This window comes from Sulfitobacter sp. R18_1, assembly GCF_017743915.1.
In the GTDB taxonomy this organism is placed as follows: Bacteria; Pseudomonadota; Alphaproteobacteria; order Rhodobacterales; family Rhodobacteraceae; genus Sulfitobacter; species Sulfitobacter faviae.
In genome coordinates this window covers 81,361-105,527 of the sequence record NZ_JAGHRG010000009.1, presented here as the reverse complement: position 1 = coordinate 105,527, position 24,167 = coordinate 81,361, and the positions used below count along the sequence as shown (strand labels likewise).

General features: G+C 62.9%; 25 protein-coding genes. 18 read left to right on the top strand and 7 right to left on the bottom strand.

Annotated elements, in window-relative coordinates; translation table 11 throughout:
- Window positions 1-143 precede the first annotated feature (143 nt).
- From J7392_RS17340 to ligD, 11 genes are all read left to right on the top strand, one after another.
- Entirely contained in the window at window positions 144-482 is a 339-nt protein-coding gene (locus tag J7392_RS17340; protein WP_067266338.1) for a P-II family nitrogen regulator, read from the top strand.
- 49 nt (window positions 483-531) lie between these two features.
- Window positions 532-1,938, top strand: coding sequence for a type I glutamate--ammonia ligase (gene glnA, locus J7392_RS17335; protein ID WP_168613076.1), 1,407 nt, complete (start codon window positions 532-534; stop codon window positions 1,936-1,938).
- 140 nt (window positions 1,939-2,078) lie between these two features.
- Complete coding sequence (locus J7392_RS17330; protein WP_209218675.1) at window positions 2,079-2,669, top strand: exopolysaccharide biosynthesis protein; 591 nt, start codon at window positions 2,079-2,081, stop codon at window positions 2,667-2,669.
- Window positions 2,670-2,751: 82 nt separating this feature from the next.
- Window positions 2,752-2,982: a hypothetical protein gene (locus tag J7392_RS17325; protein ID WP_209218674.1), complete on the top strand. Its 231-nt coding sequence runs from the start codon at window positions 2,752-2,754 to the stop codon at window positions 2,980-2,982.
- 141 nt (window positions 2,983-3,123) lie between these two features.
- The gene (locus tag J7392_RS17320) at window positions 3,124-3,879 is read left to right on the top strand and encodes a lytic murein transglycosylase (RefSeq protein ID WP_209218780.1); all 756 of its coding nucleotides are present in this window, start codon (window positions 3,124-3,126) and stop codon (window positions 3,877-3,879) included.
- 285 nt (window positions 3,880-4,164) lie between these two features.
- Window positions 4,165-4,782: a hypothetical protein gene (locus J7392_RS17315; protein ID WP_209218673.1), complete on the top strand. Its 618-nt coding sequence runs from the start codon at window positions 4,165-4,167 to the stop codon at window positions 4,780-4,782.
- Complete coding sequence (locus J7392_RS17310; RefSeq protein ID WP_209218672.1) at window positions 4,779-5,177, top strand: phage holin family protein; 399 nt, start codon at window positions 4,779-4,781, stop codon at window positions 5,175-5,177. The genes J7392_RS17315 and J7392_RS17310 overlap by 4 nt, the downstream gene beginning before the upstream one ends.
- Window positions 5,167-6,438 carry a DUF3618 domain-containing protein gene (locus J7392_RS17305; protein WP_209218671.1) on the top strand — a complete coding sequence of 424 codons (1,272 nt, stop codon included), beginning with the start codon at window positions 5,167-5,169 and terminating at the stop codon, window positions 6,436-6,438. The genes J7392_RS17310 and J7392_RS17305 overlap by 11 nt, the downstream gene beginning before the upstream one ends.
- 74 nt (window positions 6,439-6,512) lie before the next feature.
- Window positions 6,513-7,460 carry a YihY/virulence factor BrkB family protein gene (locus tag J7392_RS17300; RefSeq protein ID WP_209218670.1) on the top strand — a complete coding sequence of 316 codons (948 nt, stop codon included), beginning with the start codon at window positions 6,513-6,515 and terminating at the stop codon, window positions 7,458-7,460.
- A gap of 10 nt (window positions 7,461-7,470) precedes the next feature.
- The gene (locus tag J7392_RS17295; RefSeq protein WP_209218669.1) at window positions 7,471-8,307 is read left to right on the top strand and encodes a Ku protein; all 837 of its coding nucleotides are present in this window, start codon (window positions 7,471-7,473) and stop codon (window positions 8,305-8,307) included.
- The gene (gene ligD, locus J7392_RS17290; RefSeq protein ID WP_209218668.1) at window positions 8,307-10,766 is read left to right on the top strand and encodes a DNA ligase D; all 2,460 of its coding nucleotides are present in this window, start codon (window positions 8,307-8,309) and stop codon (window positions 10,764-10,766) included. The genes J7392_RS17295 and ligD overlap by 1 nt, the downstream gene beginning before the upstream one ends.
- A gap of 38 nt (window positions 10,767-10,804) precedes the next feature.
- Here ligD and J7392_RS17285 read toward each other — a convergent pair whose 3' ends face one another.
- Window positions 10,805-11,959 (bottom strand): aminotransferase class I/II-fold pyridoxal phosphate-dependent enzyme, encoded by a 1,155-nt coding sequence (locus J7392_RS17285; protein ID WP_209218667.1) that lies wholly within the window; start codon window positions 11,957-11,959, stop codon window positions 10,805-10,807.
- Between the two features lie 168 nt (window positions 11,960-12,127).
- Between J7392_RS17285 and J7392_RS17280 the strand changes: the two genes are divergently transcribed.
- From J7392_RS17280 to J7392_RS17265, 4 genes are all read left to right on the top strand, one after another.
- Window positions 12,128-13,339: a bifunctional alpha/beta hydrolase/OsmC family protein gene (locus tag J7392_RS17280; RefSeq protein WP_209218666.1), complete on the top strand. Its 1,212-nt coding sequence runs from the start codon at window positions 12,128-12,130 to the stop codon at window positions 13,337-13,339.
- A gap of 140 nt (window positions 13,340-13,479) precedes the next feature.
- Window positions 13,480-14,784: an adenylosuccinate lyase gene (gene purB, locus J7392_RS17275; RefSeq protein WP_067266366.1), complete on the top strand. Its 1,305-nt coding sequence runs from the start codon at window positions 13,480-13,482 to the stop codon at window positions 14,782-14,784.
- Window positions 14,785-14,858: 74 nt separating this feature from the next.
- Window positions 14,859-15,017: a hypothetical protein gene (locus J7392_RS17270; RefSeq protein ID WP_162931827.1), complete on the top strand. Its 159-nt coding sequence runs from the start codon at window positions 14,859-14,861 to the stop codon at window positions 15,015-15,017.
- A gap of 138 nt (window positions 15,018-15,155) precedes the next feature.
- Window positions 15,156-16,064 (top strand): lysophospholipid acyltransferase family protein, encoded by a 909-nt coding sequence (locus J7392_RS17265; protein WP_209218665.1) that lies wholly within the window; start codon window positions 15,156-15,158, stop codon window positions 16,062-16,064.
- A gap of 9 nt (window positions 16,065-16,073) precedes the next feature.
- Here the strand turns inward: J7392_RS17265 and J7392_RS17260 are convergent, their stop codons facing one another.
- Entirely contained in the window at window positions 16,074-16,784 is a 711-nt protein-coding gene (locus J7392_RS17260; RefSeq protein ID WP_209218664.1) for a DUF1223 domain-containing protein, read from the bottom strand.
- Window positions 16,785-17,036: 252 nt separating this feature from the next.
- On the opposite strand from J7392_RS17260, the gene acnA reads away from it, so the two are divergent.
- The 3 genes from acnA to J7392_RS17245 all read left to right on the top strand — a co-directional run bounded on the left by acnA (window position 17,037) and on the right by J7392_RS17245 (window position 21,421).
- Window positions 17,037-19,811 (top strand): aconitate hydratase AcnA, encoded by a 2,775-nt coding sequence (gene acnA, locus J7392_RS17255; RefSeq protein ID WP_209218663.1) that lies wholly within the window; start codon window positions 17,037-17,039, stop codon window positions 19,809-19,811.
- A 143-nt stretch (window positions 19,812-19,954) separates the two neighbouring features.
- Complete coding sequence (locus tag J7392_RS17250) at window positions 19,955-20,767, top strand: hypothetical protein (RefSeq protein WP_209218662.1); 813 nt, start codon at window positions 19,955-19,957, stop codon at window positions 20,765-20,767.
- 63 nt (window positions 20,768-20,830) lie between these two features.
- Window positions 20,831-21,421: an NAD(P)H-dependent oxidoreductase gene (locus tag J7392_RS17245; RefSeq protein ID WP_209218661.1), complete on the top strand. Its 591-nt coding sequence runs from the start codon at window positions 20,831-20,833 to the stop codon at window positions 21,419-21,421.
- Here J7392_RS17245 and J7392_RS17240 read toward each other — a convergent pair.
- From J7392_RS17240 to ccmA, 5 genes are read right to left on the bottom strand one after another with little or no spacing between them, the layout of a single operon-like run.
- Entirely contained in the window at window positions 21,411-21,929 is a 519-nt protein-coding gene (locus J7392_RS17240; RefSeq protein ID WP_209218779.1) for a DsbE family thiol:disulfide interchange protein, read from the bottom strand. The two genes, J7392_RS17245 and J7392_RS17240, sit on opposite strands and share 11 nt — an antisense overlap.
- Window positions 21,930-21,942: 13 nt before the next feature.
- A complete protein-coding gene (gene ccmD / locus J7392_RS17235) occupies window positions 21,943-22,101 on the bottom strand; it encodes a heme exporter protein CcmD (RefSeq protein ID WP_082852106.1) in 159 nt (52 codons plus the stop codon).
- Window positions 22,098-22,832: a heme ABC transporter permease CcmC gene (gene ccmC / locus J7392_RS17230; RefSeq protein ID WP_209218660.1), complete on the bottom strand. Its 735-nt coding sequence runs from the start codon at window positions 22,830-22,832 to the stop codon at window positions 22,098-22,100. The genes ccmD and ccmC overlap by 4 nt, the downstream gene beginning before the upstream one ends.
- 52 nt (window positions 22,833-22,884) lie before the next feature.
- Window positions 22,885-23,541: a heme exporter protein CcmB gene (gene ccmB, locus J7392_RS17225; protein ID WP_209218659.1), complete on the bottom strand. Its 657-nt coding sequence runs from the start codon at window positions 23,539-23,541 to the stop codon at window positions 22,885-22,887.
- On the bottom strand, window positions 23,538-24,149 hold the full coding sequence (ccmA, locus tag J7392_RS17220; protein ID WP_209218658.1) for a heme ABC exporter ATP-binding protein CcmA: 612 nt from the start codon (window positions 24,147-24,149) through the stop codon (window positions 23,538-23,540). Before ccmA ends, ccmB begins: the two co-directional genes overlap by 4 nt.
- Window positions 24,150-24,167 lie beyond the last annotated feature (18 nt).

Genomic DNA, 24,167 nt, shown 5'->3' with positions numbered 1-24,167 from the left:
GGCGCGTTGCGCAAATTCTCAGCGCCCCTTGGCAAATGCATCCGCCGCGCCATGTTACCCCCTGCCCGGCGCTGGACGTTACGCGGGCGGGATGCTCTGTCGAAACCAGAGCATAAATGCGCGGGAATTGTCAGGGGATTACCATGAAAAAGATCGAAGCCATCATCAAGCCGTTCAAACTCGACGAAGTCAAAGAAGCCCTCCAAGACGTGGGTGTTCAAGGTCTGAGTGTGATTGAAGTGAAAGGCTTCGGCCGCCAGAAAGGCCACACCGAGCTCTATCGCGGTGCGGAGTATGTTGTAGATTTCCTTCCCAAAGTGAAGGTCGAAGTGGTATTGGATGACGATCAGGTCGATGCCGCTATCGAGGCCATCGTCGACGCCGCCAAGACGGAGAAAATCGGTGACGGCAAAATCTTCGTTTCCCCTGTTGAACAAACAATTCGCATCCGTACCGGTGAATCCGGTTCAGACGCGCTTTGACAACGGCCCTCGGGCCCAGACTACGAATAGACCATAAAGGACCTACACGATGGATACCCAGGAATTCCTGAGCAAAATCAAAGATGAAGGCATCGAATATGTCGACATCCGCTTTACCGACACCCGCGGCGCCTTGCAGCACGTTACCATCGTGAGCGATCTGGTCGACGAAGACTTCCTCGAAGAAGGCTTCATGTTCGACGGCTCTTCCATCGCAGGTTGGAAAAGCATCGAAGCCTCCGACATGAAGCTGATGCCCGACGTCAGCACCGCCTATGTCGACCCCTTCTATGCCGAAACCACCATCTGCCTGCACTGCTCCATCGTTGAGCCCGACACCGGCGAAAGCTATGAGCGTGACCCCCGTGGCACCGCGGAAAAGGCCGAAGCGTATCTGCGTTCCTCCGGCATTGGCGACAACGCCTACTTTGGCCCCGAGGCTGAGTTCTTCCTCTTTGACAACGTCAAATTCTCGAACGAAGTCAATAAGGTATCCTACGAAGTTGACGCATCCGACGGCTCGTGGAACACCGACACCGACTATGAGATGGGCAACATGGGCCACCGCCCGGGCCTCAAAGGCGGCTACTTCCCGGTGAACCCGGTGGACGAAGCGCAAGACCTGCGCGCCGAAATGCTCTCGACCATGAAGCGCCTTGGCATGAAGGTCGACAAGCACCACCACGAGGTTGCCTCCTGCCAGCACGAGCTGGGTCTGATTTTTGGTGAGCTGACCAAACAGGCGGATGAAATCCAGAAGTACAAATACGTGATCCACAACGTGGCCCACGCCTATGGCAAATCGGCGACCTTCATGCCGAAGCCGGTCTTTGGCGACAACGGGTCGGGCATGCACGTGAACATGTCGATCTGGAAAGACGGCAAGCCGCTGTTTGCAGGCGACAAATACGCCGACCTCAGCCAAGAGGCACTGTGGTTCATCGGCGGTATTCTGGCCCACGCCAAATCGCTCAACGCTTTCACCAACCCGACGACCAACAGCTACAAGCGTCTGATCCCGGGTTTCGAAGCGCCGGTTCTGCGCGCCTACTCCGCGCGTAACCGTTCGGGCTGCGTGCGTATCCCGTGGACCGAAAGCCCCAAAGCCAAGCGCGTTGAGGCCCGTTTCCCCGATCCGGCGGCGAACCCCTATCTGGCGTTCTCGGCCCTCTTGATGGCCGGCCTTGACGGCATCAAGAACAAGATCGACCCGGGCGAGGCGATGGACAAGAACCTCTATGACCTGCCCGCGGAAGAGCTGGCGGACATCCCGACAGTGGCCGGTTCGCTGCGCGAAGCGCTGGACGAGCTGTCCAACGACATGGACTATCTGCTGGCCGGTGACGTGTTCACCCGCGACCAGATCGAAGGCTATATCGGGTTGAAGATGGAAGAAGTTCTGAAATTCGAACAGACCCCGCACCCCGTTGAATTCGGCATGTACTACAGCTGCTGATCCGACGTTCGTCCCCACGGGACGGCGAGAGAAATTCGAAAGGGCGCGGTTCATTCCGCGCCCTTTTGCGTGGCACCCCCCGGAACAGAGCCTGCCTTGCCGCGTTGGCTTGGCAGAGCAGCAAGAAAAGGGTGCGCATCATGGCCGATGATTCAACGGCGCTGACGGATGTTGTCGATGAGTTGAAGGACGCCTCCGAGGGGAAAGAGACCGTTGAAGTTGGCCAATTGATCGACGCGCTCGACCAGCGCGGCTATGGCCCCGCCCTTGCCGTGCTGCCGCTGATGGAGCTTACCCCCCTCGGCGGTATTCCCGGCTTTCCCACTGCGCTGGCCCTTCTGGTGGGGCTGCTCGCCCTGCGGATGCTGCTGGGGTATGAGCATTTCTGGGCCCCGAACTGGCTGCGCAAGCGCACATTGGATACCGACAAGGTGCTGAAATCCGTCGAATGGCTGCGGCCCGTCTCACAATGGATCGACGACAAGCTACAGGCCCGGCTGTCGCGCATCGCGGGCGCCACTGGTCAAAAGGTTGCCTGTGTCGTCATCCTTTGCCTGTGCTTTTTCGTCCCCCCGCTTGAAGTTGTGCCCTTCGCCACCTCCGCGCCGATGATCGTGATTTCCATCTTCGGGCTGGCGCTGCTCTATCGCGACGGGCTGCTCATGCTGCTGGGCTTTATCGGCGCCGGGATCGCGGCTTTTGCAGGCGCGTCCTATTTTCTGGGCGGCTGACCCCCCCGCGCCCCACCATCGCCATAAAAGAGCCACAGCGCTTAAGCACTCTTTACCAAGACCGGGCTAAGGAAGCGGATAGATGGCGATTTCCACGACGACCTTTAACGAGCGGCTGCACCGCATCGAACAGCGCGCAAAACAGGCGCGTGGCAAGCAGCGCCGCGCCAAGCACAGCCGCAAAGGGCTGGGCTTTCTGGTGACCGTCGGCCTGCTCTTTGGCGGGGCCAGCTTCGCCCAAGACAGCGCGCCGCAGGTCAATCTCTGGGCTGGCACCGCCCTTGAATATATCCGCGCCCTACTGCCCCGCTGAGGGCCAAAGATTTTCCCTTTCGGTCGCCAAGTGAGTTGAACCGTTGCCCATATGGGCTAACCTCTGCTCGGCACACAGACGCAGAGGGTCAATCTCATGTTCAAAACACTTTTCACCACCACCGCGGCCATCTGCACCTTCATGGCCGCGCCGACTTTGGCCGCGCAATGCGGCAATACGGCCAATGGCTTTGAGGCATGGAAAGGCGCTTTCGCCCAAGAGGCCCGCGCCGCAGGCGTTGGCCAGCGCGGCTTGGACGCATTGGCAAGCGCGCGCTACGCCAATGGCACCATCGCCGCCGACCGGAATCAGAAATCCTTCAAATACTCCCTGTCCAAGTTCATGCAGGTGCGCGGCGCGGATACGATCGTGGCCCAAGGCCGCAAACGCAAAGCGCGCAACGCCGGGCTCTATAACGCGCTTGAGCAGCGCTATGGCGTGCCTGCCGGTGTCCTGCTGGCGATCCACGGGATGGAGACGGGCTTTGGCGGTTTCATGGGCAATAGCGCTGTTGTCTCGGCCATCACCACGCTGGCCTATGATTGCCGCCGCTCCGACTTTTTCGTGCCCCATGCCATTGGCGCGCTGAAACTGGTCGACCGCGGGGCCATTACCTCTAACACCCAAGGCGCCAAACATGGTGAATTGGGCCACACGCAATTCCTGCCCGGCAACGCGCTGCGCTATGGCGTTGACGGCAACGGCGACGGTCGGGTCGATTTCTACAATCAGGTCGATGCACTGGCCTCTACCGCCAATTTCCTGCGCCAGAAAGGCTGGCAGCCGGGGGCGGGCTATCAAGAGGGACAGCCGAACTTCCGCGTGATCCAAGCGTGGAACGCGGCGGGCGTGTACCAAAAGGCCATCGCCATCATGGCCAGCCGCATCGACGGCTAACAGCCCATTTATCCTAAGTTAAGCGGCGGCGCGTCCCACCCGGGGCGCGTCGTTTGCATTTGACGCGCAGCACCCCCCGCGGCCCATTTAATTTCGGCCTGCCAAAGGGTTCCTTGCAATCTTTTGCCCCCCCGGGGGGAACCCCCCGCGGCGTCAGTCGTTGGACTGTAGATAAGATAATTGCTGCAGACAAATGGAGGGACCCATGCACGGAATTTTCTACCTCATCGGCCTGATCGTGGTCGTTCTCGCGATCCTGAATCTCGTATTTTAAAGGAGGTCACCATGCCCGACAACAACACCACACAGACCCAAAGCGCCGCCGCCAAAGAGCAGGCGACCGCTGCAAAAGACAAAGCCGCCGCTGCCGCGAGCAACGCCGCTGAATCCGCCAAAGCACAGGCCCGCGACGTGGCCGACACCGTGTCCGCCGAAGCCACCAACTATGCCTACCAAGCGCGTGACACCGCCGCCGACGAAGTCAAAGGCGTCGCATCCGCACTGCGCACCGCAGCCGATGAGCTGCGCAGCGGCTCCCCGCAGGAGCGCAGCTTTAGCCAACTCGCCGATGGCCTTGCCGATGTCTCAGACACAATGCGCGACAAAGATCTGGGCGAGATGATGGGCGACCTGAACGGTTTCGCCAAGCGCAACCCGATGGTCTTCCTCGGTGGCGCCGCCCTTCTGGGCTTCGTGGCGACCCGTTTCGCCAAAGCCTCCAGCGATCGGCCTCAGGGCGGCTACGGCGGCACCGGCGTCGAATATGACGACGACGACCGCATCGACCGCCCCATGACCGGCACGCCGCCCACTGGTGCTGCCAGCACCGTGCCCGGCCGCACCGCCGCTCAGCCGACAACTCAGCCTGCCGCGCCCAACGTCGTTACAGGAGATAAAGTATGACCACCGAAAGCAATAAATCCGCCGGGAGCCTGCTGACCGAAGCACTGTCCCATGTCAGTTCGCTGATGCGCAAAGAGGTCGATCTGGCCCGCGCCGAAGTGAATGAGAACCTGAAACATGCGGGCGTGGCCATTGGTCTGATCGTTGGCGCCGTGGTTGTGGCCCTGACTGCACTGAACGTGTTGAGCGCCGCCCTCGTGGCTGCCCTGACCGAAGCTGGCATCGCCGCTGGTTGGTCCGCCGTGATCGTGGGCGTTCTTTTGGCCATCGTCGCCTATGTGATGATCCAGAAAGGCTCCAATGATCTGAAGCTCAGCAGCCTTGCACCGAGCCGCACCGCCAAAAACGTCAAGCGTGACGCAGAGACCATGAAGGAGGTCTACGATGACAAATGACTCCAGAAACCCCGAAGAAATTGAACGCGAAATCGAGCGGGAGCGTGCCGGTCTGGCCGATACGCTGGACGATCTGCAAGACCGCTTTTCGGTCGAAGGCATCGCGCGTCAGTTCTCTGACCAGTTCCGCGAGCATGGAGGCGACTGGGGTCGCTCCATCTCTGACGCGGCCAAGCGCAACCCGGTCGCATTGGCGCTGACAGGTGCGGGCCTTGCGTGGATGATGTTCGGCAGCGGCAACAGCCGTGACCGCCGGGGCTACGAAGGTCTGGACCGCGACCGCGCACATCCCGTGCCGGTGCCGGTGACCAATACCGAAAACCGCCCCGCCGTGCGCGACGCGCGTCGTTCCTCTGCCCCTGCGAGCGCCTATGCCACAAGCTATGGCTCCGAACGCGGCGCTGCCGATGATGTGCCCGCTTGGGCCCGTGACGTCCATCACGACGACGATGATGGCCGCGGCTTCGGCGATCGTGCCCGCTCTGCCGCTGGTAGCGTAAAGGGGGCCGCAGGCTCCGCCGCGAGTGGTGTGTCCGGTGCCGCAGGCTCCGCCGCCGGTAGCGTCAAAGACGCTGCAAGCTCGGCTGCTGGTCGTGCCCGCTCTGCCGGGTCCTCGGTTGCCAGCGGTGCCCGCTATGCCCGTGACCGCGCGTCCTATGGCACACGTTCCGCCGTGGACAGCATCCGCAGCACCGCCAGCGGCGCGGCCCACAGCGTGCGCGACAGCGCCAATGCCGCCAATGAGCGTGCACATGCCATGCGGGACCGTTTGTCGGAAGGCACTGAAAACATGACCGCCGAAGCGCGTGAACGCATCGTGATGGCCCGTGCCCGCGCCGTGGATGCGTGGAACGCCAGCGGGCGCTATGCCCGTCAGGGCAGTGAGCGTGCGTCGGACATGTTCGAAGAGCATCCGATGGTTGCCGGTGCCCTGGCCCTCGCAGTGGGTGCCGCAATCGGCGCCGCCCTGCCCCGCAGCCGCACCGAAGACGCCTATATGGGCGAGCACAGCGATGCGCTCTTTAACGAAGCCGAGCGTATCTACGCGGAAGAGCGTGACAAGCTGGGCAAGGTCGCCAAGGCCGCGACGGATGAGGCAGGCAAAGTCTTGAAAGAGACCAAAGACAATGCCGATGCCGCCGCCGACGAAGAGACCGCCGCCGATGCCGCCGTGAAAAAGGCTAAGGAAAGCGGTCAGCGCGTTGCAGATGCGGCTAAAAGCGAAGCCGATAAGCAAAAGCTCGGCGACGTGAAGAGCTAAGCCAAGCCACGCCCGCTCCCGACCTCGGGGGCGGGCATATTTTACGTTACGAATTCAAAGTCAAAGGACCAGATATGGCGCGCGGACGGAAAGCGGAAACGCCGATGGAGATACCGGCACCCGGATGGAAAGACATCCTGTTGCGGGTCAAGGATGAGATCGCCGCCGATCATGTGTCGCTTGTCGCCGCTGGTGTCGCCTTTTACGCGCTGCTGGCGATTTTCCCTGCCGTGACCGCCCTGATGGCTCTCGCCGGATTGGTGATGGAGCCCGCTCAGGTCACCGCGCAGCTTGAATCCCTGACCAACCTCATTCCCGAAGAAGCCGCCAATATCATCCTCGACCAAGCCGTCGCTGTGACGGGGTCGGAAGAAACCGGTCTGGGCTGGGCCTTCTTGATCGGTCTGGCCCTCGCGCTCTACTCCGCGTCCAAAGGCGTGGGCAGTCTGATGGAGGGTCTAAACGTCGCCTATGACGAGGATGAGACCCGCGGTTTCGTCTCCAAACTGATCTGGACGCTTGGCCTCACCCTCATGTTGATCGGCGTGCTGCTCTTGGGCCTTGCGGCCACGTTGGCCGTGCCGGCAGTGGTCGCCTTTCTCGCCCTGCCGGATTGGGTCGAGACGCTGCTCACCTATGGCAGCTGGGTGCTGCTGGCCGCACTTACCGCGCTCGCACTGGCCGTGCTCTACCGCTACGGCCCTGCCCGTGACGATGCGGAGTGGAAATGGCTCACCCCCGGCTCCATCATCGCCTGCATCCTGTGGATCGTCGCCTCCGTCGGGTTTTCGATCTACGTCAGCAACTTCGGCAGCTACAACGAAAGTTTCGGCAGTATGGCCGGGGCGATCATCCTGCTGATGTGGCTTTGGATCTCGGCCTTCATCGTGCTTCTGGGGGCTGAGTTTAACTCCGAGATGGAGGCCCAGACCCGCAAGGACAGCACCACCGGCCCCGATGAGCCAATGGGCCAACGCGACGCGGTCAAGGCCGATAAGCTGGGCCGCGCGAAGGGCAAATAGGAGAGTTCTCATGGCACCGCGCGCACTTTGGAAAGGTCAACTTCGCCTCTCGCTGGTGTCGATCCCGGTCGAGATATTCTCGGCCACCAAGACCAGTTCCAAAGTCTCGTTCCGGCAAATTCACAAGCCCTCGGGCAAGCGGGTGCGCTATGAGAAATCCGTGCCCGGCATCGGCCCGGTCAAGGCTGAGGATATCGTCAAAGGCTACGAGGTCGGCAGCGACGAATATATCCTGCTCGACCCCGATGAGGTGGATGAGATCAAGCTAGAGACGAAAAAGACCTTCGAGTTGGTGCAGTTCGTCGATGCCTGCGAAATCTCTCCGCTCTATTTCGACAAACCCTATTACATCACCGCCTCCGACGATCTGGCCCAAGACGCCTACCGCGTGGTGCGCGATGCGCTGCGCCAATCCGGCAAGGTTGGTTTGGGGCAGGTCACCATGCGCGGCAAGGAATACCTGGCCTGCGTCAAACCCTGCGGCGATGGGCTGTTGATGGAGACGCTGCACTATGCCGATGAGCTGCGCGAGGCGGATCAGATCTTCACCGATATCGAGGACGACAAGACCGACAAGGAGTTGCTCGATGTCGCGACCTCGCTCATCGATAAGAAAACCGCGCCCTTCGACGCCTCCGCCTATACCGACAAATATGCCGAGGCGATGCAAAAGCTTTTGGATGCGAAGGTGAAGAACAAGAAAACCCCGCGCGTGCAAACCGGGGATGACGGCCCTGCCGAGGGCGAGAATGTCATCGACCTGATGGGCGCGTTGAAAGAGAGCCTGAAGGAAGCGGGCGGTAAATCCAGCGCCAAGAAGAAGGCGCCACGCAAGAAGGCCTCGTGATGGCCAAATCCCCCGACAGGCTTGCCAGCTACAACGCCAAGCGCGATTTCGAGACGACAGCCGAACCCCGTGGCCAGATCGGCAGCGGCGCGGGGCAAAGCTTTGTCGTTCAGAAACACGATGCCACCCGCCTGCACTATGATTTTCGCCTTGAATGGGAGGGGGTGCTGCTAAGCTGGGCTGTCACCAAAGGCCCCTCCCCCGACCCGTCGGAAAAACGCCTTGCCGTACGGACCGAGGACCACCCGATCGACTATGGCGGCTTTGAGGGGACGATTCCCAAGGGGCAATATGGCGGCGGTACGGTCATGCTCTGGGACCGGGGCACATGGATGCCGCAGGGCGATGTGGCCAAGGGGCTAAAAGACGGCAAGCTCAAATTCACGCTGCAAGGCCAGCAGATGCAGGGCGGTTGGACGCTGGTGCGGATGCGGGGCCGGGAAAAGCGTGAAAACTGGCTGCTGATCAAGGAGCGTGACGACTATGCCCGCGATCTCCCCGATGGGCTGACCAAAGGCACCGCCCGGTCGATCACAACGGGCCGCACAATGGCCGAGATCGCCAAAGATGCCCCCGCCAAAAAGGTCGCCGACCCGCGCCCCAAGCGCAAAGGCAAGAACCCCGCTTTCGTCAAACCCCAGCTTGCCACCCTCGTCGCCGACGCGCCCGAGGGCGACGGTTGGATGCATGAGACCAAGTTCGACGGCTACCGCTGTCTGGTGTCCCTGGGCAAGAACGGCACGCGGCTTTTCACCCGCTCCGGCAAGGATTGGACCGATAAGTTCGGCGCGCTTGGGGCCGCCTTCGACCCGCTGCCCTGCGACCGGGCGCTCTTGGATGGAGAGGTCATGGCGGCCAAGATCAACGGCTCGGCCTTCTCTTCGCTGCAAAAGGCGCTGAAAGAGGGGCATCCGCTGGTCTTTTACGCCTTCGATCTGCTGTCGCTCGACAGTGAGGATTTTCGCGACGCGCCGCAGACGGACCGCCGCGCGCGTCTGGCGCAGTTGCTATCCGGCGTGCCTGCAGGCGGGCCGCTGCGGCTGAGCGAGCATGTCATCGGCCATGGTCCCGAAGTCTTCGACCGCGCCTGCAAAGCCGGGGCCGAGGGGATCATCTCCAAACGCATCGACGCGCCCTATACTGGCAGGCGCAGCAAAAGCTGGCTCAAGGTGAAATGCACCCGGCGGCAGGAATTCGTCATCATCGGCTATTCCCCCTCCGACAAAAAGGGTCGCGCCTTTGCCTCGCTCCTGCTGGGCAGCCATGAGGGCGGCGAATTGCGCTATAAGGGCCGCGTCGGCACGGGGTTTTCCGAGGAGGTGATGGCCGACCTCACCCGCGCCATGACCGCCCGCAAGACCCCGCCCGCGAGCGATGTGCCAACGGAGGTGGCGCGCGATGCCAAATGGGTCCGCACCGATCTGGTGGCCGAGGTCGATTTTGCCGAGTTTACCGCCGATGGCGTGATCCGGCACGGCAGTTTTCTGGGCCTGCGCGAGGATAAAGACGCAAGCAGCGTGACCGTGGAGGAACCGCAAGAGGAGCCTAAGATGGACAGCGACAACAAGATCGGCGGCGTGCAGATCAGCAATGCCGACCGCAAGGTTTTTCCCGATGCGGGCTGCACCAAAGGCGATGTGGCACGGCATTACGAACGTGTCGGGGCGCGGATGATCGACCTCATGGGCCACCGTCCGCTGTCGCTTTTTCGCTGCCCTTCGGGGATCGACGGGCAATGTTTCTTTCAAAAACATGACAGCGGCGGGATGCCCGACGCGCTGTCACGCGTCTCGATCGAGGAAAGCGATGGCGACGCGGCGGATTACCTCTATGCCACGCGCCCCGAAAGCCTGATCGCGGCGGCCCAGATGGGCAGTTTGGAATATCACATCTGGGGCGCGCGGGTGGATCGGCTGGACCGCCCCGACCGGCTGGTCTTTGACCTCGACCCCGATGAAGGGTTGGACTGGGCCGATGTTCGCGCGGCAGCGTTCGAGCTGCGCGATGCGTTGGCGGCCCTCGGCCTGCAATCGGGGGCCATCGTCACCGGCGGCAAGGGCGTGCATGTCTGGCTGGCCCTGCGCCGCACGCGCGGTTGGGAGACGGTCAAGCTTTTCGCCAAGACCTTTGCCCATGTCATGGCCGCGCAAGACCCCGACCGCTATGTCGCGACCATGTCCAAGGCCAAGCGCAGGGGCCGGATTTTCATCGACTGGCTGCGCAATGAACGCGGTGCCACGGCCATCGCGCCCTACTCCCTTCGCGCGCGCCCCGGTGCGCCGGTCGCCGTGCCGGTGACTTGGGAGGAATTAGAGACGCTCGACAGCGCGAATGGCTTCCACATGGGCGATATGGCCGCGCGGCTGGACCAGCCCTGCCCGGCGCTGGCAGTGCAGGAGGATCTGCAATCGCTGACCGATGGGGTGATCGACAAGTTGCAGGAATGGTCTGAAAGGTGAGGCAAGATTGGCCGCGAGGGTGCGCGGCCAATTTCGTTTCACTGCCCGAGCGCTTGACCCAGATCGGCGCCAAGGTCTTCGACATCCTCGATCCCGACCGATAGGCGCAACAGCCCCTCGGGGATCCCGGTATGCGGCTCGATCGTGTGGCGGTGTTCGACAAGGCTTTCCACCCCGCCGAGCGAGGTCGCGCGGTGGAACAGCTGCAACCGCCCCGCCGCTTTCAACGCCGCCTCGGCCCCGCCTTTGACGACAAAGGACAACAGCCCGCCATAGCCCCCGCGCATCTGCTGCGCGGCCAGCGCATGGCCGGGCTGGTCCGGCAGGCCGGGGTACATCACCTTTTCCACCTGCGGATGATCCGACAGGAACTCGGCCAAGGCCATGGCATTGCGAGACATTTCGCGCATCCTAAGCGGCAGGGTGCGCATCCCACGCGCCAGCAGCCACGCCTCCATCGGGCCGATCACCGCGCCCGCCTCATTGCGGTCGTCGCGGATCATCTGCCAGCGCGGTGTCTCGGCGTCTTTGGTGGCGAGCGATCCGGCCAGAACATCGGAGTGGCCGTTGATCCCCTTGGTCGCCGAATGCATCACGATATCCGCGCCATGCTCCAATGGGTGGCTCAACACGGGCGAGGCCGCGGTGCTGTCGACCACAAGCGTCGCGCCCACCTCATGGGCGGCGGCGGCGGCCCCGGCGATATCGGTGATCCGCAGCCACGGGTTCGACGGCGTCTCGATCAGGCACAGGTCGGGTTTTTCGGCGCGGCACAGGGCGGCAAAGGCATCAAGGTCGCTTGCGTCCACCTCATGCAGCGCGATCTGCCGCCGGGCGCAGAAATCGCGGATCCATTTCGTCGTGCCCCAGTAAATCTGGCTCTGCACCACCACGCTCGCCCCATTGGGCACGGTGCGAAAGACCGCCGCGATGGCCGCCATGCCCGAGGGGAAGATCAGCGTCTCGTCGGCCCGTTCCAGCGCGTTCAGCAGACGCTCCGCCACGCGGGTGTTTTCGTTATGCGAGCGCAGATAGACGTTGTCAGGATTGACCAGATCGTAATTCTCATCCCGCAGATAGGTGGTGGCGAATTGCACCGGCGGCACCACCCCGCCTGACGCGGGATCGACAGCGCCCGCGGCTTGGGCCGCGATGGTGGCAGGGTGGAGGTTCGGTTTGGGGGGCTGGGCCAAGATATGTCTCCGACAGGGGTTTTGCACAAATCGTATACAAAGCAACAACCGGGGGCAAATGCGATCACGCGCAGTGCTTTCGCGTCACGCTTGGGTGAGCGCGCGGCCCCGGCCCTTGATCCGCCCGCTGGAGATGTCACCTTTAGCCCAAGCAAATTGGAGAGCCTCATGGCCATCGAACGCATCACCTTTCCCGGCCCGGGCGGCACGGAACTCTCCGCACGGCTGGACATGCCGGAGGGGCCGCATCTGGCGACCGCGCTTTTCGCGCATTGTTTCACCTGCGGCAAAGACATCCCCGCCGCGCGGCGCATCGCGGGCCGTTTGGCGGCGATGGGGATTGCGGTGCTGCGCTTCGATTTCACCGGGCTAGGCCATTCAGAGGGTGATTTCGAAGAGACTTCGTTCTCGTCCAACGTCGATGATCTGCTCGCCGCGTGCCGCTATCTGTCGGGCCGTGACATGGCCCCCGCGCTTTTGATCGGCCATTCATTGGGCGGCGCGGCGGTTCTGAAAGCCGCAGCCCAACTGCCTCATGTCAGCGCTGTCGCCACGCTCGGCGCGCCATTCGATCCCGCCCATGTGACCCATAACTTTGCCGAGAGCCTGCCCGAGATTTCGGAGAATGGCAGTGCCGAGGTCAATCTCGGCGGGCGGCCTTTCACCATCAGTCAGGGGTTCATCGACGATCTGCAGGGGGCAACGCTCGCCCCCGATATCGCGGGGCTGAAAGCCGCCCTGCTGGTGATGCATGCGCCGCGCGATGAGATCGTCAGCATCGACAACGCCGGACAGATTTTCATGGCCGCGAAACACCCCAAAAGCTTTGTCACCCTCGACGATGCCGACCACCTGATCACCCGCCCGCGCGACGCCGAATATGCGGCAGAGATCATCGCCACATGGGCGGATCGCTACATGTCGTTGAAATCCCCCGCCCCGCCCCCCGGCGCGCCGGAAGGGATCGTGCGCGTAACCGAACCGGATGCCGATGGGTTCTTGCAAGACGTGAACGCAGGCCCGCATCACCACGCGCTGGCGGATGAGCCGCGGGCCTATGGCGGCACCAACCGCGGCATGTCGCCCTATGGGTTTTTGTCCGCCGGATTGGGGGCTTGCACCTCGATGACCATCCGCATGTATGCCCGGCGCAAGGGCTGGCCGCTCGACGGCGTGAGCGTGGATGTCTGCCACGACAAGGTGCACGCGCAGGACGCATGCACCGGCGCGGCAGAGAAGATCGACACTTGGCGGCGGCGTATTCGGCTGGAGGGGGATTTGACCGAGGAGCAGCGCCAGCGGCTTTTGGAGATTGCGGACAAGTGTCCGGTGCATCGGACGTTGGAGCGGAGTTCGACGGTGGTGACGGAGCTGCTGTAGGTACGGTGACTTGACCACCCCAGCCCGGAATCAAGCCGCAGGCGCCGGGCCATCGTCACCCTCCCCCCTCAGACTTGTCCTTAACCCCAAGTCAGTCTATGCCGCCCTTGACCCATCCCCTGTCCTAAAAAGGTGCGCGCATGATCCCCCGCTACTCCCGTCCCGATATGGTTGCCGTTTGGTCGCCGGAAACGAAATTCCGCATCTGGTTCGAGATCGAGGCCCATGCCTGCGACGCCATGGCCGATCTGGGCACCATCCCGCGCGAAAACGCCGACGCCGTGTGGAAAGCCAAAGACGTCGAGTTCGACGTGGCCCGCATCGACGAGATCGAAGCCGTGACCAAACATGACGTCATCGCCTTCCTCACCCATCTGGCCGAACATGTCGGCAGCGACGAGGCGCGTTTCGTACATCAGGGGATGACCTCCTCCGACGTGCTCGACACTTGTTTCAACGTGCAACTGACCCGTGCCGCCGACCTGCTGCTCGACGGTATGGACAAGCTGCTTGCCGCGCTGAAGAAACGCGCGCTTGAGCATAAAGACACCGTGCGCGTGGGCCGCAGCCACGGCATCCACGCAGAACCCACCACCATGGGCCTCACCTTTGCCCGTTTCTATGCCGAGATGGACCGCAACCGCGCCCGCCTCGTCGCCGCGCGTGAGGAGATTGCCACCGGTGCGATCTCGGGCGCTGTCGGGACTTTCGCCAATATCGACCCGCGCGTCGAAGAACATGTCTGTGAGAAATTGGGCCTCAACCCCGAGCCGATCTCGACCCAAGTCATCCCGCGCGACCGTCATGCGATGTTCTTTGCCACGCTCGGCGTCATCGCCAGCAGCATCGAAAACGTCGCGATCGAGATTCGCCACATGCAGCGTACCGAGGTGCTGGAGGGGGCGGAATTCTTCTCCATGGGGCAAAAAGGCTCCTCGGCCATGCCGCATAAGAAGAACCCGGTGCTGACCGAGAACCTGACCGGTCTGGCCCGCCTCGTGCGCATGTCGGTGATCCCGGCGATGGAAAACGTGGCGCTTTGGCACGAGCGCGACATCTCGCATTCCTCTGTCGAGCGCGGCATTGGCCCCGATGCCACCGTGACGCTGGACTTCGCCCTGCACCGTCTGGCGGGCGTCGTCGACAAGATGCTGATCTTCCCCGACAACATGCTGGAGAACATGAACAAGTTCCCCGGCCTCGTGATGAGCCAGCGGGTGCTTCTGGCCCTGACCCAAGCGGGTGTGAGCCGCGAAGATGCCTATTCCATGGTGCAGCGCAACGCGCTTAAGGTCTGGGAAGAACGGCTCGATTTCCGCGAGCTGCTGCTGGCCGATGAAGAGGTCGTCGCCGCCCTCGGCGAAGACGGCATCAACGAGAAATTCGACATGGGCTACCACACCAAACATGTCGACACGATCTTCAAACGCGTCTTCGGCGCGTAAGGCGTTCATCCTATTGCTTTGAGATTGGCGCGGGTGGGTGTACCCTATCCGCGCCTGTCAAAGGAGCAAACGACATGAAACTCGCACTGACACTCGGCGCCCTTATGGCGCTCACGGCCCCCTCCCTCGCCCTCGCCTCGGGCTGCGTCCATGACAAACAGGTCATGACCTGCGCGGAGGGTATGAAACTCGACATCAGCAGCGGCACCTGCGTGCCGGACGCCACCGCCTGAGTTTTCCACCGGCGGCAAAATACAATGCCCCCTGCCCGGGCCTCTGACGGCTGACCCCGGCCTATGCCGCCCGGCATGGCTTGTTGCGCGCGTCGGCGCAGGCTATGTCAGGAAAAGTTTAACAGCCTGTCAGAGCCCATGTCGGACCCAGCCACCAAAGCCAAAAAGCCCTATCCCTTCGGTCGCCGGGCCCGGCATTACCTTAGCAACCTGCTGATCGTCGGCATCATCCGCACGGCTTTGGCCCTGCCCTATAAGACGCGGGTCGGCTTTGTCGGCGGGTTGGTGCAGCATGTTCTGGCCCCGCTCGCGGGCTACCGCCGCCGTGCGCTGGACAATCTTGAGCATGTCTGGCCCGAGATGCCGCTTGCCCGGCGTGAGGAAATCGCGACCCGCTGCCTGAACAATCTTGGCCGGTCCTTCATCGAAAATTATTCCGCCGAGGACTTTCCCAAACGCATGGCCGACGTCGCCCCGCAGGGGCCGGGCATGGCGGCGCTGGAAGAGGCCAACCGTACGGGCCAGCCGGTGATCCTCGTGACCGGGCATTACGGCAATTACGAAGCGGCGCGGGCCTCCCTCGTGGCGCGGGGCTATGACATCGGCGGCCTCTACCGCAAGATGAAGAACCCCTATTTCAACGCGCATTACGTCAAGACGCTCGAAGCCTTCGGCGGGCCGGTGTTTCCCCAAGGGCGGCGTGGCACGGCGGGTTTCGTGCGGCATCTGAAACAGGGCGGTCGGCTGGTGCTGCTGTTCGACCAACATGTCATCCGCGCGCCGATCCTCGACTTTATCGGCAAACCTGCCCGCACCGCCATCTCGGCGGCGGAACTGGCGCTGCGCTATAATGCGCTGCTGATCCCTTTCTACGGCATTCGTCAGGACGATGGCGTCAGCTTTGACGTGGTGCTCGAAGCGCCGGTGCCGCATAGCGATCCGATGACCATGACGCAGGCGCTAAACGACAGTCTGACCGCGCAGGTCACCAAGACGCCGGAGCAGTGGTTCTGGGTGCACCGCCGCTGGCGGCCCCACGAAACCTAACGTCGCGCCTTACTTGGCTCGCGCAGCGGCGAGGATCGCCCCCGGGCCGCCCTGCTCTTTGCGCTGAACGATGACCACGACGGGCAGATCGCCCTCGGCCTCGGCACGCAGTGACAGGGGCGCCGCCCCGTCCCAGTCCGCCAAGACCTGCCAGCCCTGCACCACGTTGCTGTGCTCCATGACATGGCCCGCGTTTTCACCCCGGGTGACCTTGGTCCGCTCCATCGGGGAATAGCGCAGCATGTGGATCTGCATCGGTCCTACGCCTTCGGCCAAAGGATCTGCCGTGATCTCAACCGCTGCACCTGACCGCGCGACCGTCAGCGCCACCTGCGGCGCGGCCTCTGCATGACGTTCGACCGCGTCCATCAGTTTCATCGGTTTCGCGCCGACGATATCGGTCTGCCCCTGCACGATCAGCTCAGGCGTATAAACGCTGCGCCGCCCGCCGACAGCGGCATAGCCGCGCTGGCGCTCGGCATGGGCCGGATCGCCAAAGGGATCCTCCCAGCCAATGTAATCCCAGTAATCCACATGCAGCGCGAGCGCGATGATATCCTCCCGCTCAGCTAATTCGGCGAGCATCGCATCGGCATCGGGGCAAGAGGAACAGCCCTGAGAGGTAAAGAGTTCGACCACCACAGGCTGCTCCTGCTGAGCCTGCAATGGCGCGGCCAGCAGCGAAAATGCGGCAAGGACGGGAAAAATCAGGGGCTTCATAAAATTCCAGACGGATCAATATCTCGGTGATGGGTTTGGTCTAACGGCTGGGAGGGTAAAATACCAATCAACCTTTGTTGAAACGCCCGTTAGCGCCCACAGCCGCATGCTGCGCATGATGCCCCCTTTAAAGTCGGTACACAATGGTATACAAATTCACGCGAAACCGCCTGATAACAGTTGAACCGCCGCGCCCGTAGTGGCATTGAGACGGCAATCTAGCCACCCATCAGACCCCGAAGGGAGCCCGCCATGACAATCCAAGTCGGTCACGACAGTGCCAAGACACGGAAAACCCTCTCCGTTGGCAGCCAGAACGTCGCCTATTACTCCATCCCCGCCGCCGAAGCGGCTGGTCTGGGCGACTTCTCCAAACTGCCAGCGGCGTTGAAAGTCGTTCTGGAAAACATGCTGCGTTTTGAAGACGGCAAGACCGTCACCCAAGACGACATCAAGGCTTTTGCCGAATGGGCGACCAAGGGCGGCAAGAACCCGCGTGAGATCGCCTACCGCCCGGCCCGCGTGCTGATGCAGGACTTCACCGGCGTGCCAGCGGTGGTCGACCTTGCCGCGATGCGCGACGGTCTGGTGGCGCTTGGTGGCGACGCCGACAAGATCAACCCGCTCAACCCCGTCGACCTCGTCATCGACCACTCCGTCATGATCGACGAATTCGGCAACCCGCGCGCCTTCCAGATGAACGTGGACCGCGAATATGAGCGCAACATCGAGCGCTATACCTTCCTCAAGTGGGGTCAGAAGGCGTTTAACAACTTCCGCGTTGTGCCCCCCGGCACCGGCATCTGCCACCAGGTGAACCTCGAATACCTCAGCCAGACCGTCTGGACCGACAAAGACCAGAACGGCGAGGAAGTCGCCTACCCCGACACGCTGGTGGGCACCGACAGCCACACCACCATGGTCAACGGCGCCGCCGTTCTGGGTTGGGGCGTCGGCGGGATCGAGGCCGAGGCCGCGATGCTGGGCCAGCCGATCTCCATGCTGATCCCCGAGGTCGTGGGCTTCGAGCTGACGGGCCGCATGATGGAAGGCACCACCGGCACCGACCTCGTGCTGAAAGTGGTCGAGATGCTGCGCGAAAAAGGCGTGGTCGGCAAGTTCGTGGAATTCTACGGTGACGGCCTTGACCACCTGCCGCTGGCGGACCGCGCGACCATCGCCAACATGGCGCCTGAGTACGGCGCGACCTGTGGCTTCTTCCCGATCGACGACGAGACGCTGCGCTATCTGACCAACACCGGCCGCGACAAGGATCGCGTGGCGCTGGTCAAAGCCTATGCGCAGGAAAACGGCATGTGGCGCGATGCGGATTACGCACCGGTCTACACCGACACCCTGTCTCTCGACATGGGCACCATCGTGCCCGCGATCTCGGGCCCCAAGCGTCCGCAGGATTACATCGCACTCGACAAGGCGCACACCGCTTTCGCCGAATACGTCAAAGGCATCCGCGAAGGCAAAGACACCTCCGCGAACTCTGAAATCCGTTGGGAAGGCGAAGGCGGCCAGCCTGAGCCGCAGGAAATCCCCGGTGACGAGGGCCACCACAACCGCGGCTATGTGATGACCGACGACGGCCACTACCAGCTGCACGACGGCTCCATCGTGATCGCCTCGATCACGTCCTGCACCAACACCTCGAACCCCTACGTCATGATCGGCGCGGGCCTCGTGGCACGCAAAGCGCGTGAGCTGGGCCTGACCCGCAAGCCTTGGGTCAAGACATCGCTGGCGCCGGGTTCGCAGGTCGTGTCGCACTACCTTGAGGCCGCTGGCCTGCAAGAAGACCTTGATGCGATCGGCTTCAACCTCGTGGGCTATGGCTGCACCACCTGCATCGGCAACTCCGGCCCGCTGGAAGCGCCGATCAGCAAAGCGATCAACGATTACGATCTGATCGGCACCTCGGTGCTCTCGGGCAACCGTAACTTCGAAGGCCGGATCAGCCCCGACGTGCGTGCCAACTACCTCGCCTCCCCGCCCCTCGTGGTGGCCTATGCGCTGGTGGGTGACATGAACCACGACCTGACAAACAGCCCGCTGGGTCAGGACAAGAACGGCAATGACGTTTACCTCAAAGACATCTGGCCCTCGACGCAGGAAGTCGCCGCACTGGTCGAACAGACCGTGACGCGCGAAGCCTTCCAAGAGAAATACGCCGATGTCTTCAAGGGCGACGAGAAGTGGCAGGCGGTCGAGACCACCGACAGCAAGACCTACGATTGGCCGCCGCAGTCGACCTACGTGCAGAACCCGCCCTACTTCCAAGGCATGTCGCCTGAGCCGGGCACGATTTCGAACATCGAAGGCGCGAAAGTGCTGGCCGTGCTGGGTGACATGATCACCACCGACCACATCTCGCCCGCCGGGTCGTTCAAGGAAACCACGCCTGCGGGCCAGTATCTGACCGAACGTCAGGTGCCGGTGCGGGAGTTCAACTCCTATGGTTCGCGTCGCGGTAACCACGAAGTCATGATGCGCGGCACCTTCGCCAACATCCGCATCAAGAACGAGATGCTGGATGGCGTCGAAGGTGGCTACACCAAGGGCCCCGATGGCGCGCAGACGTCGATCTTCGATGCCGCCATGGCGCATCAGGAGAACGGCACCCCGCTGGTGATCTTCGGTGGCGAACAGTACGGCGCGGGCTCCTCGCGCGACTGGGCCGCGAAGGGCACCGCCCTTTTGGGTGTGAAGGCCGTGATCGCCGAAAGCTTTGAGCGTATCCACCGCTCCAACCTCGTTGGCATGGGCGTCATCCCCTTCGAGTTCACCGGCGGCGACACCCGCAAATCGCTGGGCCTGACCGGGGATGAGACCGTCTCAATCGAAGGGCTGGACACAATCAAGCCGTTGCAGGAAGTGCCCTGCAAGATCACCATGGCGGATGGCAGCACCAAGGAAATCACCCTCAAGTGCCGCATCGATACCGCGATCGAGATCGAATACATTGAGCACGGCGGCGTGCTGCACTACGTGCTGCGCAATCTGGCGAAATCGGCCTAAACGCCCATCGCCAATGCCAAACAATTCCAAGGAGCGGCCCCCATGGGCCGCTCCTTTTCTTTGCCCCAACGCCCTAGGCGGGAACCTGCCGCCTCATCACGGGTTGCCTTCGTAAGACGATTATTTTCGAGGAAGGCACAGCAATGTTAGCAAGTTACGCACTTGGCGCTTTGGGCGCGGTGATCCTTGTTATCGTGCTGCTGGATTTTCTCTATACCGCGATTGGCGCGGCCCCTGTGGCCCCCCTGTCGGAACGGGTGGCACGGGCGGCGTTTTTCCTTTTCACCAAACTCATGCCAAAGGGAAATGCCCGGCACCGGCTTTCCGGCCCGGTGGTGATGACAGCCATCGCGGTGACTTGGATCGTGCTCGTCTCCCTCGGCTGGACTTTGGTGTTTCAGCTGAGCCGCGATGCCGTGGTCATGTCGGACAGTACAGAGCCTGCGGGTTTTGTCCGCGACTCCGCCTTTGTGGGTCATCTGCTTTCGACCCTCGGCGGCGGGCCGTTGCAAACGCAAAGCCCCTTCTGGATGGTGATGTCGGTGCTCGTCGGGGTCAATGGGATGGTGATCCTCACGCTCTCGGTCAGCTTCGTGCTGTCGACCACCACCACGGTCGCGCAAGCGCGGGGGCTTTTGAGCAAGGCGTCGATGTTCGCGGCGGACAGCGATGAGATGAACACGGTCATCATGCCCGCCCTCGCCGATCTGGTGTCGAACCTCAATGCGATGCAGTTCGCGCTTTACTACAGCGCCGAACACCCCGCCCGCCGGGTGCCCGCAGGAATGGTGGAACTGGCCGAGCGGGTCGCCCCCTACCCCGAACAGATGCGCCGCCTGCGCATCGCGCTTGAGCCGCTGCCCGGTTTCACCGCGCCCGAGGGCCGCTCGGACCAACTGACCAACGCCCAATTTATCGACCGCCTGCGCGAATGGGCGCGGCCCTATTCGCTCTGACCCCGAGGAACAGAAGACCGGGAATTCCCGTTGATCCCGAAACACCTCGTGAAAGGAGATACCATGAGCCCGAAAATCACCGTTCTGTTCTACTCCACCTATGGGACCAACCACGCCATCGCAGAGCAAGCCGCCCGCGCTGCCGAAGAGGCAGGCGCCGAGGTCCGCCTGCGCCGCTGCGCCGAAACCGCCCCGCAGGCCGTCGTCGATGGCCAAGACGCGTGGCGCGCGCAGCTGGACAAGATGCAAGACATCCCCGAGGCCAAACCCGAGGACATGGAATGGGCCGATGGCTATTTCATCTCGGCCCCCACCCGCTTTGGCGTCGCCGCCAGCCAGTTCCGCGCCTTCATCGACACGCTGGGGCCGCTCTGGCAGTCAGGGGCGCTCGCCAATAAGGCGATTACGGCGACCACTTCGGCGCAGAACCCGCATGGCGGGCAGGAAACGACGCTTCAGTCGATCTATGTCACCGCCATGCATTGGGGCGCGATCATCGTGCCGCCGGGCTATGCCGATGGCATCAAATTCGAGGATGGCGGGAACCCCTACGGATACTCCTGCGAACCCGGCCCGCTGAGCGACACCGGCAAGAAATCCGTCGCCTATCAGGCGAAACGTCTGGTTGAATACGCCGACAAGATCAGCGGGTGATCGCATCCCGCAGGGCCGGGAGGAACCGCTGTTCGTAATCGCTGCCGACCAGCGGCCCGGCAAAGCGGAACAACACCGTGCCGTCCCCGTCGACGATGAAAGTCTCCGGCGGGGCGGTCACGCCCCAGTCGATTGCCACACGCCCCTGCGGGTCGAAACCGACCCCGGCAAAGGGGCTCTCTTCGTCTTCGAGATAGGCGGTCGCGTTCTTCTCGGTATCCTTGAAATTGACGCCGATGATGTTCATCCCCTCTGCCTGCATCTCAAGCAGTTTGGGGTGTTCGGCACGGCAGGGCGGGCACCAGCTGGCCCAGAAGTTCACCAAGCTCACTTGCCCTGCGCGCAGCATGTCCTCCGTGGCCTGCGGATAGCCGGGCAGCGTGGCTTCGGGCATGGCAGGCGCCTGTTGCCCCACCAGCGTCGAGGGCAGCCCCTCGGGATCATCGCGGTACATGCCAACGGCGGCCAGTGCGACGAAGGCGGCGAAAATCACCGGCGGCGCGATCATCATGGGCGAGAGTTTAGCCACGGCGTCCGGCCTCCTGCTCTGTCTCTTCCAAAGCCCGGCGCGCTGCGCGACCGCGCCAGAGGGTCAAGCCGATCAGCGCCGCCAGCAGCAGCAGAGATACGGCATAGGCCGAGAGCACCTCGGCCGCGTATTTTCCAAGATCCGGCATCACGCCCCCCTGTTCATCCGCGCCCTGAGCGCCGCCGTACGGCGCAAGCGAATTTCGGTGCCTGTGCGGTAGACCACCAGCGCCAGAAACAGCAGGCCAAAGCCCAGCATCGCCAGGACCAGCGGGTAAAAGAAAACATCCGCCACACTGCGGTTGCCCGTGGCCACGGGGATCGAGGTGCCTTGATGCAACCCTTGGTTCCAGAATTGCACGGCGTAGCGCGACAGCACCGCAAAGACTGAGCCGACTAGGCAGAGAACCGAAGTGAGATCGGCAGCGGTGTCCGGATCCTCCACCGCCTGCCACAGCGCGATATAACCCAGATAGAAAAGGAAGAGGATCAGGAAGGACGTGAGCCGCGGATCCCAGGCCCACCATGTCCCCCACATCGGCTGGCCCCAGATCGCCCCCGTCACCAGCGCGATCAGCGTCATCACCAGCCCCACGGGGGCCGCGGCCTTGGCCGCCAATGCGCTGACGTGATGCCGGCGGATCAACCAGATGAGCGAGGCCACCAGCATCATGAACCACGCATTGATCGCCATCAGGGCGGCGGGCACATGCAGGTAGATGATCTTGACCGTGCTGCCTTGGCGCGCGTCATCGGGGGTGCCGAAAAAGCCCCAAAGCAAGCCCGCGCTCACGAAGGCCGCCGCCAGCACCCAAAGCGCAGGCTGCACGCGCTGCGAAAGCGCAAGGAATTTGACCGGGTTTGCGTATTGCCAAAAGGACATGCAGACTACCTATCGCGCGGTTGGGTGGTGCTCAATGCACGATTTACCCAGGTCATCGCAACCCCATCCGTAGCACGGCGGCTGCGGCAAATGGCATCAAGGCCACCACGGCCAGCGTCAGCCCCGCCAGCATCAAAAGCGGCGTCGTGGCCTCCAAGCCCGCCGCCCCGCGCCGGGCGACTTCGGCCCCGAAAATCAGCGTCGGAATATAGAGCGGCAGCACCAGCAGCGACAGCAGCAGCCCGCCGCGTTTGATCCCCACCGTCAGCGCCGCGCCGAACATGCCGATCACCGAGAGCGCAGGCGTGCCGAGCGCCAGCGAGAGCAGCAGCCACAGATGCCCCGGCGCTGCGAGTTGCAGCATCACCCCCAGAAAGGGCGCCGCCAGAACCAGCGGCAGCCCAGTGGTCAACCAATGCGCCAAAGCCTTGACCGCAAGCGCGCCTTCCAGCGGCAGCGGGGCGGTCAACAGCAGCTCCAAGGAGCCGTCTTCGAGGTCGAGCGCCAGCAGACGGTCGAGCGACAGAAGACAGGCCAGAAGCGCCCCGAGCCAAAGCACACCGGGCGCAATCGCGCGCAGCAGCGTGGCCTCTGGCCCGACGCTGAAGGGCACCAGCATCGTCACGATCAGGAAGAACGCCAAGCCAAGGCCAAAGCCCCCGCCCGCCCGCAGCGCTAAACGCAGGTCTCGCAGCAGCAACGCCTTCATAGGAAGGCCGCATCGCTGGCGCCGAGATCGGCATCGGGGGCCGCACGGTAGGCGCTGATGTCAAGCATGCACGCCTCCACCCCCAGATCGATATGCGTGGCCATGAGGGCCGATCCACCCGCCGCCAAATGCCCGCGCAGGACAGAACCGAACAGCGCCACCGCATCCGCGTCAAGCGAGACCGTCGGCTCATCCAAGACCCAGATCGGCCGCCCCGTCACCAAGAGCCGCGCCAAGCCCAAACGGCGCTTTTGCCCGGCGGAGAGCGTCGCGGCCAAACGGTCCGCCAAAGGGCGCAGCGCATAGCCATCAAGTGCTGCGGAAATGTCAGTGTTGCCAAAGACCTGCGCCCAAAAGCTCAGGTTCTCGCGCACGGTCAGCATGGATTTCAGCCCATCCGCATGAGCGGCATAGGCGACACGGTCCTCCGCCCCTTCGATCTGCCCCGAAAGCGGCGCCTGCAGCCCGGCGATACAGCGCAGCAATGTCGTCTTGCCCGCGCCATTAGGGCCGCGCAGCACCAAGGCCTCCCCCGCCGCCAGCGCGAAGGACAGGCCCGAGAGCACGGGCACTCCGCCGCGTGCGACGCTAAGGTTGCTGACTTGCACTGGCCGCGCCGCTCCGCC

Coding starts and splice junctions, on each gene's coding strand:
- J7392_RS17340 (WP_067266338.1), top strand. CDS start 144: ATGAAAAAGATCGAAGCCATCATCAAGCCGTTCAAACTCGACGAAGTC.
- glnA (WP_168613076.1), top strand. CDS start 532: ATGGATACCCAGGAATTCCTGAGCAAAATCAAAGATGAAGGCATCGAA.
- J7392_RS17330 (WP_209218675.1), top strand. CDS start 2,079: ATGGCCGATGATTCAACGGCGCTGACGGATGTTGTCGATGAGTTGAAG.
- J7392_RS17325 (WP_209218674.1), top strand. CDS start 2,752: ATGGCGATTTCCACGACGACCTTTAACGAGCGGCTGCACCGCATCGAA.
- J7392_RS17320 (WP_209218780.1), top strand. CDS start 3,124: ATGGCCGCGCCGACTTTGGCCGCGCAATGCGGCAATACGGCCAATGGC.
- J7392_RS17315 (WP_209218673.1), top strand. CDS start 4,165: ATGCCCGACAACAACACCACACAGACCCAAAGCGCCGCCGCCAAAGAG.
- J7392_RS17310 (WP_209218672.1), top strand. CDS start 4,779: ATGACCACCGAAAGCAATAAATCCGCCGGGAGCCTGCTGACCGAAGCA.
- J7392_RS17305 (WP_209218671.1), top strand. CDS start 5,167: ATGACAAATGACTCCAGAAACCCCGAAGAAATTGAACGCGAAATCGAG.
- J7392_RS17300 (WP_209218670.1), top strand. CDS start 6,513: ATGGCGCGCGGACGGAAAGCGGAAACGCCGATGGAGATACCGGCACCC.
- J7392_RS17295 (WP_209218669.1), top strand. CDS start 7,471: ATGGCACCGCGCGCACTTTGGAAAGGTCAACTTCGCCTCTCGCTGGTG.
- ligD (WP_209218668.1), top strand. CDS start 8,307: ATGGCCAAATCCCCCGACAGGCTTGCCAGCTACAACGCCAAGCGCGAT.
- J7392_RS17280 (WP_209218666.1), top strand. CDS start 12,128: ATGGCCATCGAACGCATCACCTTTCCCGGCCCGGGCGGCACGGAACTC.
- purB (WP_067266366.1), top strand. CDS start 13,480: ATGATCCCCCGCTACTCCCGTCCCGATATGGTTGCCGTTTGGTCGCCG.
- J7392_RS17270 (WP_162931827.1), top strand. CDS start 14,859: ATGAAACTCGCACTGACACTCGGCGCCCTTATGGCGCTCACGGCCCCC.
- J7392_RS17265 (WP_209218665.1), top strand. CDS start 15,156: ATGTCGGACCCAGCCACCAAAGCCAAAAAGCCCTATCCCTTCGGTCGC.
- J7392_RS17260 (WP_209218664.1), bottom strand. CDS start 16,784: ATGAAGCCCCTGATTTTTCCCGTCCTTGCCGCATTTTCGCTGCTGGCC.
- acnA (WP_209218663.1), top strand. CDS start 17,037: ATGACAATCCAAGTCGGTCACGACAGTGCCAAGACACGGAAAACCCTC.
- J7392_RS17250 (WP_209218662.1), top strand. CDS start 19,955: ATGTTAGCAAGTTACGCACTTGGCGCTTTGGGCGCGGTGATCCTTGTT.
- J7392_RS17245 (WP_209218661.1), top strand. CDS start 20,831: ATGAGCCCGAAAATCACCGTTCTGTTCTACTCCACCTATGGGACCAAC.
- J7392_RS17240 (WP_209218779.1), bottom strand. CDS start 21,929: ATGATCGCGCCGCCGGTGATTTTCGCCGCCTTCGTCGCACTGGCCGCC.
- ccmC (WP_209218660.1), bottom strand. CDS start 22,832: ATGTCCTTTTGGCAATACGCAAACCCGGTCAAATTCCTTGCGCTTTCG.
- ccmB (WP_209218659.1), bottom strand. CDS start 23,541: ATGAAGGCGTTGCTGCTGCGAGACCTGCGTTTAGCGCTGCGGGCGGGC.